The organism is Flavivirga algicola (assembly GCF_012910715.1).
In the GTDB taxonomy this organism is placed as follows: Bacteria; Bacteroidota; Bacteroidia; order Flavobacteriales; family Flavobacteriaceae; genus Flavivirga; species Flavivirga algicola.
Window position 1 is genome coordinate 296,192 of the sequence record NZ_JABBHF010000004.1, and the last position, 12,833, is coordinate 309,024.

A 12,833-nucleotide genomic window follows, 5' to 3' on the forward strand; every position below is an offset into this window, starting at 1 on the left:
ATAAAAAATAAACATATTTATGCCAGTTATAAAATCAGTAAAAGGAAAATCACCACAAATACCAAATGATTGTTTTATTGCCGAAAATGCAACTATAGTCGGTGAAGTCACTATGGGCAATGCATGTAGTGTTTGGTTCAGTGCTGTAGTTAGAGGTGATGTTAACTACATTAAAATGGGTAACAAAGTAAATGTCCAAGACGGTGCTGTTATACACGGAACCTATAAAACATCTCCAACCAATATAGGCAATAACGTTTCTATTGGACATAATGCCCTCGTACATGGCTGTACTATTCAGGATAATGTTTTAATAGGGATGGGGAGTATTATCATGGACGACTGTGTGATAGAAAGTAATAGTATTATTGCAGCAGGAGCTGTAGTTACCAAAAACACACGGGTAGAGGCTGGGAGCATTTATGCAGGTGTTCCTGCGAAAAAAGTAAAAGATGTTAGTAAAGAACTTATTTCTGGAGAAATAAATAGAATAGCCAATAATTATATAGAATATTCGAGTTGGTTTAAAGAATAGTTTTTACCGTCAAGAATCTATTTCAAATATCTCTTTTTCCCTTATTAAACATAGAGTGAAATATAGTAGTTTCGATTGTTGTTAGTTTAATTAAGAAAAGTTTCAAATAAATAGGTGTCTTAGTTAAACTTTTCATTAGTTTGATTTTTAGGGAGCTCTGCCTTCGCCATAGTAGTAGATATATTATCTTCTTTTTTATCTATTTTAAATTATAATACCATTTTTTAGTGCTTTAAATGAGTTCTTTATTATATTTTTCGACTTATCAGGAAAAGTTATTTAGAATGAATATAAATTTTTAAAGGGACATATTCTGTCCCTTTGACATGATAACTTTGTTTGTGTTTATTAATTGAAAATAAGTTAACTATGGCATAGGTAATTCAGCAAAGATTAGTAAGTAAACTTTTTTTGGGTTTATGATTTTTAATGGTTTTAAAAATTTATATGTTTTAAAAGTAGCATATCTTACTAAAAAAACTTTTGAGTATGTAAGTGATTATTAATTGTGAATATATAAAAAATGAAAAAAATAATTGGATTTATAGGAATTGCTATAACGGCAATGACCTTATTTTTTGGTACTAATATGACAAATAGTTATAAAGATCTAGATTTAGCAAGTTTAATTGCAACAAATGTTGCAAATGCTGAAAGCCAAGTTATTGGGTGCTCATATACAGGATCTTCATCAGATACCTGTCAGGTATTTTACCCTAATTGGGTAAATATACAATATTGTAAAAATGAGGCTATAGGATATAGCTGTTACTACTAATTGTAAAATGAGGCTATTAGGATATAGCTGTTACTGCAAATAGAGGTGTGAAAAGTGCTTAAAAAAATTCCTTAAGCACTTTTTGATTTTATTAATTTTTAGAATTTAAAAATGTTTAAAACAAACAGAATTATATTTTTAGTTGTGTCGTGCTTTTGCTTATTTAATTGTTTCAATAAAGATAATGGGAGGCTTAATAAAAATACTATAACTTTTACAAAATTTATATCAAAAGATAGCTTGTTTTTTAAAAAAACTTATGAATTTAAAGAAGGTGCTGTTGGTGCGATTCATGCCCTGGATTCCAATCTAATCCTTTTTAATAATGGAAGTAAAAATGATAATCCATTTTTTTATAATTATTCTATAAATAATAATAAAATTTCAAAAGGTTATATAAATAAGGGAAAAGGACCTAATGAAGCTTTAGGGGGGATGACTTCTGGTTTAGTTAATAATACATTATGGCTATATGATATTACCTTAAAGAAAATAATTACAATTAGTAATATAAATGAGTTAATAAATGATGATTATTTATTATTTAGAGAATATCCTATTAAGGAACGTTTTTATATGATATCTCTCAAAGACAGTCTTAATTTTTATGGAGTAGGTTCTTTTAATACTAAACCAAAAATACAAGAGATAGAATTAACGACAAATAAAGAGGTGGATTCTTTTGGTTTTTTTGAGAGTTATCCAAAAAAAATTCCTTTTAGCGCATATAAATCAGCCCATGAAAGTTTTATTTTTATTAAAAGTATTTCTAGAGACAAAATAGTTTTAGCTTATAGGTTTACAGATGCCATTGAAATTTTTGATTTAAAAACAAGAGAAAGTAAAGTAATACAAGGGCCTGAAGTCTATAATACACAATTTACTTCTATAGATGCAGGAGGTAATAATTTTATTATGGGTGTAACAGAAGAAACTAGACGTTCATTTGTGAATGGAACTGTTACCGACAAATATATTTATTTGGCATATTCAGGGTCCCGATTTAATACTATAAATTCTTATTTGTCTAATACCGTTTATGTATATGATTGGAATGGAAATCCTATAAAAAAATTCCTTTTAGATCGAGAAATATTAAGTTTGACAGTTTCGAAAAACAATAAAACAATGTATGCTTACGATGTAAGTACAGGATTTATTGTAGAATCTAATATTAATTTAGAATAGATGGAGTTTAAAATTAATCGTGTCACAAAACAGATAACTTTCATAGTTTGCATGTTTATTATAGCAACATCATGTAAAAGGAAGCAAAATAAGGATAAAGAAGCTTCACTAAAAGTTATAGTTGAGAATAGTATCGGGAAAACGTTAATACTACCAGATAGTTTAAATTTATACAAACCTTTTTCTAATTACATATCTGACAGTGCTGAAATGTTAAATTCAGAACTTAAAATTTATTCGCATATTAATGCGTCTTGCTCTACATGCATTCCTAATATAAAATTATGGGATAGTTTAGTTCCAGAATTTAATATGTATAAAGTTCCAGTAATTTTAATTTGTGGATCAGATGATAAATTTGAATTAATCAAATATTTATGTGAATCGAGTCAAATTAAAAGTTTTTCGTATCCATTTTTTTTAGATAAAAAAAATAAATACATAAAAATAAATAGCTTTATGAATGAGTCAGCGCACTTTGAAACAGTTTTAACCGACAAGTATAACACTATTTTAGTATTAGGTAATCCACTACATTCAAAAGATATAAAGGAGGTGTACTTAAAAACTATTATTGAAAACCAAAAAGATTAATGTATTAGTTTTACCTAAAAAAAATAAAAATCTAAGTATTCAATATTATAAACATTCCCTAAAAGAGATTTCATAATACTTGGATCTCCATTGGTGTAGAAATAATTGTTACTTTTTGCAGTTTTGGTATTCAATAAATTATTTTTCTCCAGAATAGCTTTTGTTTGTCTGGCTACGGCCTCTCCAGAATCTATAATTTTAACATGACTAGGGAGTAACTCAACTAACAAGGGGATTAAATAAGGGTAATGTGTGCAGCCCAATACGAGATAGTCTATATTGGCGTCAATCATAGGCTTTAGATAAACCTTTAAAAGCGATTCCATTTCTTCAGATTGTAACTCGCCCGCTTCTATAAGTTCTACAATGCCTTCTCCAATTTGTTCTATAACATTTTTATTACTGGCAAAGAGCCCAGAAGTTTTAGAAAACAATGCGCTACTTAAAGTGCCTTTAGTTGCTAAAATACCAATAGTATTGTTTTTGGTTTGTAGTGCTGCTGGTTTTATAGCTGGTTCAATACCAATAAACGGAATATTATAAGTGTCTCGCAGGTAGTCTATAGCATTTGTGGTGGCCGTATTACAAGCTACAACAATAAGTTTACAACCTTTATCGATTAGGTATTCCGTGTTTTTAACGCTTAGTTTAATAATAGCTTCTTTACCTTTAGGACCATAAGGAGCATTAGCACTATCGGCAAGGTAGATGGTGTCCTCATTTGGTAAAAGCGTATGGATTTCCTTCCAGATGGATGTGCCTCCAACACCAGAGTCAAAAATACCAATAGGTTGTTTGTTCATATAATTATAATTCACATAAAAGTAAATAATTCAATTGAATTATTTTATTAGATTCTGCTTTTTAGGGGGGCAGTTCAATAAGTATAGTAAAATCAATATAAAACGTCATAAGATGTTGTACAGACCTGACAGGTTTCTAAAACCTGTCAGGTCTCTTAATATTTCCGCAAAACACAAGCACAGGTTATGTCGAATAATTATGATTTAGCTATATATCAAAAATATTTTAAAAAATTTTCACTAATAAAAAAAGCTGCCTCATCTAGGCAGCTTTATGTAAATTAGTTTAAAGGTGTAGTAATTTTAGATCCCTAATTCTTTTTTAACTTCGGCTAAAATATCTTTTCCGCCAGCTACGATTAACCTTGTTTCTTCCAAAACATACTCATATCCCAGAGCTTTAGACACTTTATTTATGGCTGCAAATGCTTTTTCTTGAATAGGTTTAAATAATTCAGCTTCTTTTTTTGCTAGATCTTGACGTGCATCAGCTTGAAATTGTTGAATACGTTGTTGTTTCTCTGCAAGTTCGGCATATCTCTTTTGATTTTCTTCATCTGTTTTTGTGCTAGCCTCAGCATCAAATTGCTTTACTGTATTTTGGTACTCAGTAGCCATAGCCTGCATGTCTGTTTGATAGGTTTTGCCTAAAGTTTCAAGCTCTGCTTGTGCCGTTTTGGCTTCTGGCATGGCTGCTATTAATTCTTGAGTATTTATATGTGCAACTTTACTTTGGGCTTGGGTAAAACTTATGGTTCCAAGACATAATGCAATTGCTAATAAAAGAGTTTTAAATTGTTTCATTTTTAAATAGTATTAATTAATGTGTTATAAATTGTTTTTTTGTTTAAATGCTGTCTTTTGCTTTCTGACGTTCTTCTAATATTTTTTTCTTCCTTTCTTCCAGAGCCTTTTTTCTGGCTGCTCTTTCCGCTAATTTTTTTTGTCTATTTTCTTCAATAAGCTGTGCTTTCGTTTTTGTTTCTCCTTCTCCTTCTCCTTCTCCTGTTTTAGTATTATCAGTTTTTGGTGTTTCTTCTTCCGTATTAGTTTTCGATGTTTTATTTCTGGCATCGATTTTTGCTTGTCTTGCTTTTTCGCGTTCTTCTAATATTTTTTGACGTCTAGCCTCTGCTTCTTTTTTCTTTGCTTCACGAGCGGCTAAAATTTCTTGTCTTCTTTTTTCTATAGCACTTTCCCTCTCTGCTTTTTTCTCATCTAATGCTTTTTGGCGCGCTTCCAATTCGTAATTAATTTCGGGAACTAATTCTTCTTCTTTGGCAGCTCTGCGCTCGGCTTTAGATTGTGCCTGTTTGCGTTTAGAGGTTCTTGTTATGCTTCTTAATATTTGTTCGCTTAAATCGAATCGCTTAGCCGAAAACAACATCACGGCATCAGATGATTTATCAAAAATAAAATCATATTTTCTGCTCGCTGCCATATCTTGAACCGCTGCAAAAATCTGATCCTGAATAGGCTGCATCAATTGCTTTTTTTGAATAAACAAATCACCATTAGGACCAAAACGCTTTTGCTGATAATCAAGAATTTCTTTTTCTTCAAAAGCAATATCTTCTTCCCTTTCCTCGATAAGCTCTTTTGTTAAAAGAGCTTTTTCGTTACTTAAATCTTTTCGCTTTTGTTCAATGACTCCTAATTTAGCACTGATTTCGTTTTTCCATTTGTCTGCTTTTTGATTTAATTGTGCTGTAGCCTCTTGATATTCTGGAACGTTCTCTAAAATATATTCAGTGTCTATATAAGCAATTCTTACACCACGCTGCGCGTGTATTGTTAGGCTTACCATAAAAACTAATGTCAGTAAAAAAAGAACTTTGTTTTTCATCTGTATATATTTTAATTTATTGACTTATAAATTCTAAAAATGACAAATGAATTTCTATTTCTGCCTTTTTCGAATTGTATTTTCAAAATTAACGAATTTTAACCTTAAAAATTTTAATTCTCATGCAAATCATTATAGTGTTATTAGAAAATATCGTGCCAAAATAAATATTATACTTAAAATTGCTGTCCAATAATGAAGTGTGTTTCCCAATTTCGACTGGATCCTGGGTCTCCAGGAATGTCATCGAAACGATGACCAAAATCAATCCCTAATAACCCGAATGCTGGCATGAAAATACGAACACCTACACCTGCAGATCGATTAATATTAAATGGATTATAGTCTCTAAAATTATTATAAGATGCACCGCCTTCCAGAAAGCTTAAGGCATAGATTTTTGCTGAAGCTTTTAGTGTTATAGGGTATCGAAGCTCTAAAGAAAATTTGTTATAGATTGTTCCCCCATCTTGATCTGATAATGACTGATTTGGATATCCGCGTAATTGTATGGCTTCTCTACCATCTAAACTATAGTTTCCTAAACCATCACCACCAACAAAAAAGCGCTCAAAAGGAATAGTACCTCTAGCATTATTGTAAGCACCTAAGAAACCAAACTCTACACTTGGTCTTAGTACCAGATCTTTTACAATTTGAGTGTACCAATCACCTTTAAACTTTACTTTATAAAACTCTAGCCATTTATAGCGTTCTTGATCTATTTCTGCAATTCTATTTCCAGCATTAGTTCTGTCCAATTGGCTACTGTTTACGTCTCTAATGATGGCATCGTTAGTATCGCGCTCGTCTTTAAGTGCATCATAATCTACACCATTAAATAAAGAGTAGGGAACTGATAATTTCGCTGATACGCTAAAATTCGATCCCGCAGTTGGGAAAATAGGATCTACGCTAGTGTTATTTCTACTTAGTCCGATAGTATACGATAAGTTGTTTGAATACCCGTCTCCAAAAGTAAATAAGCCTGTATTATAATTATTTAAATCGTAACGTTGGTAACTAACAGCCTGAGATAAGGTGAAAAAGTCATCTGGAACAGTTAAGCGTTTTGCTAAACCAAATGTAATACCAGTTATATTAAAACTTCTGCTTTTATCGGCATTTCTAGTTTGCGGATTAAACAAAAACTGTTTAGTATGTGATAATGACGATGAAAATTGAACGGGTCTTTTACCTCCCAACCAAGGTTCAGAAAAAGAAAAGCTATAGGTTTGGTAAAAACGACTGGCCTGTAAACGTAAAGCTAGTTTTTGCCCGTCTCCCATAGGGATTGGTTTGTAAGCGTCTTTTTTAAAGATGTCTTTTATTGAAAAGTTGTTAAAAGACAGTCCAAGTGTTCCTATAAAGCCACCGCCTCCATAACCTCCTTGTAATTCGATTTGACTGGATCCTGTTTCTTTAACAGAATATTCCATGTCTATAGTTCCTTCGTTTGGGTTTGGGTTATTAAAGTTTGGTGAAATTTCCTGAGCATCGAAAAATCCTAGCTGGCCAAGTTCTCTAACGGTACGTACAACATTTGCTTTTCTGTACAGTTGCCCGGGGCGTGTTCTAATTTCTCGGTAAATTACATGATCGTTTGTTTTATCATTTCCAACAACAGTCACACTATTGAAATAAGCTGGCTTACCTTCAATTATTCTAATCTCCATGTCTATAACATTGTTATCTGCACTTACCTCGACAGGATTTATAGTAGAGAATAGGTAACCATGGTTTTGATACTCGTTAGTGATATCGAAAGCATCAGGTTTAGAGTTGTCTGCTATACGTTCTTGTAATAAAACACCATTGTAAGTGTCTCCTTTTTTAATACGAAGTATTCGAGATAAATATTCATTACTATAAACGGTATTACCAATAAATGTGATGTCTCCAAAGGTGTATAACTCACCTTCATTTACATCTATATTGAGAGAAATGGTCTTATCGTCATTAATTATTAAACTATCTGATAAGATTCGGGCATCTCTATAACCATTTTCTTTGTACTTTTCTATAACACTAGATAAATCGGCTTGGTAGGCAGAATCAATAAATTTAGAACGTTTAAAGATTCTTAAGCGATTTATTTTTTTAGTGCTTTTCATACTCTTTCTAAGCTTTTTATCACTTAGAACATTGTTGCCATTAAAAACAATGTCTTTAATTTTAACTTTTTCGCCTTTATCAATATTAAGTACCATATTAACACGGGCTACTTTAACAGAATCTTTTACCTCTATCGTGTTAATATGTATTTTAGAGTTTAAATACCCTTCTTTTTTGTATTTGTTAACTAAATAGTTTTTAGTTGTCGTAATAAGGTTTTCGGTTACTTTAGTGCCCTTTTTTAATTTGTTTTCTTCAATGATCTTTTCTTTTTTAGATTTTTTTATACCATTGATCTTTAGCTCATTAAGTTGAGGTAAATCAGACAGTCTTATTTCTAAAAAAGCGACATCACCTTCTATTTTGGTAACATAAACTTCTATATCGCTAAACAATTTGGATTTCCAAAGCTTTTTAATAGCTGTACTAATATCCTCACCAGGAATGGTTATTTCTTTCCCCTTTCTTAAACCAGAATAAGTTACTATGGTTTGTTCGCTAAAAGAGCTATTCCCAGAAACAGTAATGCCTCCTAAAGTATATTTGTTATTACTGTTGTAGGTTACTTCCTGTCCTTGAATACTAAAACTGCCTACAAAAAGTAATAGCACTAAAATGTGCTTTATATATATAGCTGAAAATGAAATATTAGCTAAGTTGTTCACTTGTTTTCCCAAATCGTCGTTCTCTTTTTTGATATTCAATAATAGCTTCATACAAATGTTCTTTTGTAAAATCTGGCCACAGTACATTTGTGAAATATAATTCTGCGTACGCTATTTGCCAAAGCAAAAAGTTGCTTATGCGTTGCTCCCCACTTGTTCTAATTAGCAAATCTACATCTGGCAAATTTTGCGTGTAAAGATGCTCATTTATAATTGATTCATCAATATTATCGGGCGAAATTATATTATTTTTAACTTTAATACTAATTTCTTTAACAGTGTTTTGTATTTCTTCTCTAGAACCATAGCTTAATGCAAGGGTTAGAGTCATTCTATTATTATGTTTTGTGTTGTCAATAACATCAATAAGCTCTTTGTGGACTTTTTTAGGAAGCGAATTTAGATTTCCTATAGCGGCAAGCTTTATATTGTTATCTTGAAGTGTTTTTATTTCTTTTTTTAAAGAAGACACCAGAAGTTTCATTAAAGTTTGTACTTCTAATTTAGGTCGGTTCCAGTTTTCGGTAGAAAAGGCATAAAGAGTCAAGTTTTTAATGCCTAGTTCTGCACATGCTTCGACGGTTCGTCGTACAGATTTTGTGCCATTTTCATGTCCAAAGGCACGTATCATCCCTTTTTGTTTTGCCCAACGTCCGTTGCCATCCATTATAATAGCAATGTGCTTTGGTAGTGTTCCGTTTTGTATGCTTTCTTTTAAGTTCATTTTAATTACCAGGGCAATAACAAGGATTTTCTCCAAATGTATATGTTAAGGTTAGTCCTGAAAACATATACCAATCGTTATTGTTTATATTGCCAAATCTGTATTGTTGTCTGTTCTGAGCTTTGGGAAGGCTTCCGTCAAGTCGATCAGAAAATGTATAACGGGCGCCAACTTCTATCCCCAAAATTATATTATCTAAAAAAGATGCTTTAAAACCTAATACCATAGGAATACCATAAGCCCAACTTGACATGTTTTCGGGCGTTTGTACACCATTTAAGAAATAATGATTATCGTGTTTGGTTGTACTTATACCAGTATATAAGTAAGGTGTCGCTATTTTTTGTCCCGAATGTAAATCAAAATCTAAAAATGTAAATTCCAATCCCAATGAAATCTCCATAATACTACTCGAAAACTCGTACCCTCTTTGAATACGTCTTGGGTCGTCAGATTTGGTGTCGACACCCTTTAATTCACTAAAAATTACTGAAGCTCGATAAGAATGCCTTTTACTTCGATTCCATTTATAAATCCCACCAAAAGCTAATTGATTTGGGGAGATATAATCTGTTGCACCTACATCTCCAATAAAGTTACTTCCCCCCATAAAAACACCTATTTCGTTAATTTGGGAGTAGCTAAAATGAATGCTTAATATGCTTAATATCAATATGGTTAAATGCCTCATAAATATTCAAAAGTTTGCAAATATAATAAATAAGATTAGCTCAATACCAATTAAACTGTAAAACACCACATATAATTCGTTTCTTTTTCACTTATATCTCTTCAAAAAATATAAACGTAGTCAATGCTATGCTTATATTTTATTCATTATCTAAGTAAAAAATAATTCAAATTATTTATGCATTGTTTTGAAATTTAATTGGTATAAATAATTTGAGCTAAATTGTATTAGTGTAAAACAGTTTTTCTTATAAATTATTGCCTAATTACGCTTGTCTTCTCCCCAAAGAAGCTTTTTTCTAAGGGTATCTAAAAAACTTTCGTCTAAAAGATCAATCATTTTAATTTTGAAGTCTGCTTTCTTAATTTTGATTATAGTACCGTTATCGAGCGTTGCAATTCTTGAGTCTAATGAAACCAAATGACTTTCCTCGCGTCCATCAACCTTTAACTGTATTTCGGTTGAATCTGGTATTATTAATGGTCGTGCACTTAAATTATGTGGCGCTATAGGTGTTATAACAAAACTATTCGTACTTGGTGTAATTACAGGCCCCCCACAGCTTAGAGAATAACCTGTAGATCCTGTAGGCGTGGAAATTATTAAACCGTCACTCCAATAAGATGTAAGGTATTCGCCATCTAAATACGTTTCTACGGTAATCATAGATGTTGTATTTTTTCTACTTACTGCGACTTCATTTAAGGCAAAATTAAGCGATGTAATATTTTTGTTTTCAGGAGTTGTTTCTATTGAAAGTAAGCTTCGTTCCGATATTCTATAATGCCCGTCGATAATGTTTTGAATAGCATGCTCAATAGCATCCACCTGTATGGTTGCTAAAAAACCTAAACGTCCAGTATTGATTCCAATTATAGGAATATCAATATCTTTTACAAAGGTAATGGCTCTTAAAATAGTACCATCACCTCCAACACTTACAAGGAAATCAAAAGAAGTATCTAATGCATCAAATGTTTTAAATGAGGCAAAGTCTTTTATATTAGGAGATTCTTGATGAATAATATTAAAGAACTCAGTTTCAATATAGGCATCAATATCTTTTTTTAATAAGTAATTAAATAACGTTTCTACCGAGGCTGTTGTCGTTTCATTGTAGAATCGTCCAAAAATAGCAACTTTCATGTGTCTCTTTATTGGTTTTTATGGGTCACACTTCGACTACACTCGGTATGAGCTAAAGGCGAAAGGTTTAGTGTAAACTGTGGCAGCGATAACATTATTTTTCTTATGAAACTAATTTTTAGTTTTGGATGATCCATTATTTACATATTTAAGTATTTATTCAAATAATCCGATCGATCTTTAAGACTTTCAATATAGCTGTCTTCTTCATGTCCAGATACAATGTTGTAGCTATACCTGCGGAAGGTTTGAATAATCTCGTTAAGTCCTGTATTACCTATCTTAACAGTCACCTGTACTACATCGTTTTTTATTTTTGAAACAAAAGCTCCTAAAAGTTTCCCATTGTTAGATTCGACGATTTGACTTATCTCACTAAACGAATAATCATTAATTCCTTTTTCAACGACCAAAACACCGCCAGCTTCAAAAAAGAAAGGTGACTCGTTAAAAAGGCTAATGATATCATTAAGTTCATAATATCCTAAATAATTGTTCTTTCCATCCAAAACGGGCATGATATTAGCTGAGTTCTGTGCAAAAGCTTCCAATACATCTAACCAGAGCGTATTGTCCCTAACAAAAAAATCTTCAATTGAATACAGGTAATCACTAATAAGCTTGTCACTTTCGAAACAATGTGCGTCTGTTTCAAAAAAAGTACCTAAAAAAATACCGTTATCATCTTTAATAGGAATGTGAGAATAGGTTAACTGATTAAACAGTAATTGTAGTTCGCTTATTTTGTTATGACTGCTTAAAGGTTTGATATCATTTATAATATATTCTGAAAGTTTCATTGGCCAGCTTTATGAGTATGCAAATTAATTAAAAAAATAGTATATAAGCCTGTTCTACTTTGTATTTTTGCGAGGCTGTTTAAAAAGTTTATAAATTGTCATTTTGAACGCAGTTGAAAAATCTCAATATTCTATAATAAACAAGTATTTCATTTTTTTAGAGATTGTCTGCTGCAGTTAGGTTTACTATGTTCTGAATAACACTTTTTAGACCTCATTTTTAAAACTGAAGTATGACAAAGTTAAGTGTAAATATTAATAAGATTGCTACGTTAAGAAACTCTAGAGGAGGCGATGTGCCAAATGTGGTTAAATTTGCAAAAGATGTGCAACGGTTTGGTGCAGAGGGTGTAACAATTCATCCGAGGCCAGATGAACGCCATATACGCTATCAGGATGCCCGCGATTTAAAGTCGGAGGTTTATACCGAATATAATATTGAAGGTAATCCTATAGATTCTTTTGTAGAATTGGTTTTAAGTGTTAAACCAACTCAGGTTACATTGGTGCCTGATGCTGTTGATGCTATTACTAGTAATGCAGGTTGGAATACCATAAAGCATAAAGGTTTTTTAACCGATGTTATTAAGGAGTTTCAACAAAATGGAATAAGGACATCTATTTTTGTAGATCCGGTACTAGAACATATTGAAGGCGCTAAAGCGGCAGGAACAGATAGAATTGAGTTGTATACCGAAGCTTTTGCACATCAATATAACTTAGGGGATACAAAGGGTATTAAGCCTTATGTAGATAGTGCTATGTTAGCAAATACCCTAGGCTTGGGCATTAACGCTGGACATGATCTGTCTCTGGAGAATATTGAATTCTTTAAAAAGAATATTCCTGGTTTGTTAGAGGTTTCAATAGGTCATGCTTTAATTGCCGAGAGTTTGTATTTGGGAGTGGAGAATGTTATTCAAATGTATTTACGAAAACTAAAATAGT

13 protein-coding genes are annotated in these 12,833 nt (G+C 31.7%); 5 read left to right on the plus strand and 8 right to left on the minus strand.

Features of this window, described 5'->3' with window-relative positions:
• The first annotated feature begins 19 nt into the window (after positions 1–19).
• From HHX25_RS08740 to HHX25_RS08755, 4 genes are all read left to right on the plus strand, one after another.
• A complete protein-coding gene (locus HHX25_RS08740; RefSeq protein ID WP_169672229.1) occupies positions 20–535 on the plus strand; it encodes a gamma carbonic anhydrase family protein in 516 nt (171 codons plus the stop codon).
• Between the two features lie 523 nt (positions 536–1,058).
• On the plus strand, positions 1,059–1,313 hold the full coding sequence (locus HHX25_RS08745) for a hypothetical protein (protein WP_169672231.1): 255 nt from the start codon (positions 1,059–1,061) through the stop codon (positions 1,311–1,313).
• 111 nt (positions 1,314–1,424) lie between these two features.
• Positions 1,425–2,501: a TolB-like 6-bladed beta-propeller domain-containing protein gene (locus HHX25_RS08750; RefSeq protein WP_262888886.1), complete on the plus strand. Its 1,077-nt coding sequence runs from the start codon at positions 1,425–1,427 to the stop codon at positions 2,499–2,501.
• Complete coding sequence (locus tag HHX25_RS08755; RefSeq protein ID WP_169672234.1) at positions 2,502–3,095, plus strand: hypothetical protein; 594 nt, start codon at positions 2,502–2,504, stop codon at positions 3,093–3,095.
• Between the two features lie 14 nt (positions 3,096–3,109).
• Here the strand turns inward: HHX25_RS08755 and murI are convergent, their stop codons facing one another.
• The 8 genes from murI to HHX25_RS08795 all read right to left on the minus strand — a co-directional run bounded on the left by murI (position 3,110) and on the right by HHX25_RS08795 (position 11,885).
• Positions 3,110–3,898, minus strand: coding sequence for a glutamate racemase (murI, locus tag HHX25_RS08760; RefSeq protein ID WP_169672236.1), 789 nt, complete (start codon positions 3,896–3,898; stop codon positions 3,110–3,112).
• A gap of 303 nt (positions 3,899–4,201) precedes the next feature.
• A complete protein-coding gene (locus HHX25_RS08765) occupies positions 4,202–4,702 on the minus strand; it encodes an OmpH family outer membrane protein (RefSeq protein WP_169672238.1) in 501 nt (166 codons plus the stop codon).
• 43 nt (positions 4,703–4,745) lie between these two features.
• A complete protein-coding gene (locus HHX25_RS08770; protein ID WP_169672240.1) occupies positions 4,746–5,744 on the minus strand; it encodes an OmpH family outer membrane protein in 999 nt (332 codons plus the stop codon).
• Between the two features lie 176 nt (positions 5,745–5,920).
• Complete coding sequence (locus HHX25_RS08775; RefSeq protein ID WP_169672242.1) at positions 5,921–8,575, minus strand: BamA/OMP85 family outer membrane protein; 2,655 nt, start codon at positions 8,573–8,575, stop codon at positions 5,921–5,923.
• A complete protein-coding gene (locus HHX25_RS08780; RefSeq protein WP_169672244.1) occupies positions 8,508–9,248 on the minus strand; it encodes an isoprenyl transferase in 741 nt (246 codons plus the stop codon). The genes HHX25_RS08775 and HHX25_RS08780 overlap by 68 nt, the downstream gene beginning before the upstream one ends.
• A 1-nt stretch (position 9,249) precedes the next feature.
• The gene (porG, locus tag HHX25_RS08785) at positions 9,250–9,939 is read right to left on the minus strand and encodes a type IX secretion system protein PorG (protein ID WP_169672246.1); all 690 of its coding nucleotides are present in this window, start codon (positions 9,937–9,939) and stop codon (positions 9,250–9,252) included.
• A gap of 261 nt (positions 9,940–10,200) precedes the next feature.
• Positions 10,201–11,085, minus strand: a complete 885-nt coding sequence (locus HHX25_RS08790) for an NAD kinase (RefSeq protein WP_169672248.1) — start codon at positions 11,083–11,085, stop codon at positions 10,201–10,203.
• 140 nt (positions 11,086–11,225) lie between these two features.
• On the minus strand, positions 11,226–11,885 hold the full coding sequence (locus HHX25_RS08795) for a CBS domain-containing protein (protein ID WP_169672250.1): 660 nt from the start codon (positions 11,883–11,885) through the stop codon (positions 11,226–11,228).
• A gap of 233 nt (positions 11,886–12,118) precedes the next feature.
• Here HHX25_RS08795 and HHX25_RS08800 point away from each other — a divergent pair, with 233 nt between their 5' ends.
• A complete protein-coding gene (locus tag HHX25_RS08800; protein WP_169672252.1) occupies positions 12,119–12,832 on the plus strand; it encodes a pyridoxine 5'-phosphate synthase in 714 nt (237 codons plus the stop codon).
• The last annotated feature ends 1 nt before the right edge of the window (position 12,833 follow it).

Coding starts and splice junctions, on each gene's coding strand:
- murI (WP_169672236.1), bottom strand. CDS start 3,898: ATGAACAAACAACCTATTGGTATTTTTGACTCTGGTGTTGGAGGCACA.
- HHX25_RS08790 (WP_169672248.1), bottom strand. CDS start 11,085: ATGAAAGTTGCTATTTTTGGACGATTCTACAATGAAACGACAACAGCC.
- HHX25_RS08745 (WP_169672231.1), top strand. CDS start 1,059: ATGAAAAAAATAATTGGATTTATAGGAATTGCTATAACGGCAATGACC.
- HHX25_RS08765 (WP_169672238.1), bottom strand. CDS start 4,702: ATGAAACAATTTAAAACTCTTTTATTAGCAATTGCATTATGTCTTGGA.
- HHX25_RS08740 (WP_169672229.1), top strand. CDS start 20: ATGCCAGTTATAAAATCAGTAAAAGGAAAATCACCACAAATACCAAAT.
- HHX25_RS08750 (WP_262888886.1), top strand. CDS start 1,425: ATGTTTAAAACAAACAGAATTATATTTTTAGTTGTGTCGTGCTTTTGC.
- HHX25_RS08770 (WP_169672240.1), bottom strand. CDS start 5,744: ATGAAAAACAAAGTTCTTTTTTTACTGACATTAGTTTTTATGGTAAGC.
- HHX25_RS08755 (WP_169672234.1), top strand. CDS start 2,502: ATGGAGTTTAAAATTAATCGTGTCACAAAACAGATAACTTTCATAGTT.
- HHX25_RS08780 (WP_169672244.1), bottom strand. CDS start 9,248: ATGAACTTAAAAGAAAGCATACAAAACGGAACACTACCAAAGCACATT.
- HHX25_RS08795 (WP_169672250.1), bottom strand. CDS start 11,885: ATGAAACTTTCAGAATATATTATAAATGATATCAAACCTTTAAGCAGT.
- HHX25_RS08800 (WP_169672252.1), top strand. CDS start 12,119: ATGACAAAGTTAAGTGTAAATATTAATAAGATTGCTACGTTAAGAAAC.
- porG (WP_169672246.1), bottom strand. CDS start 9,939: ATGAGGCATTTAACCATATTGATATTAAGCATATTAAGCATTCATTTT.
- HHX25_RS08775 (WP_169672242.1), bottom strand. CDS start 8,575: ATGAAGCTATTATTGAATATCAAAAAAGAGAACGACGATTTGGGAAAA.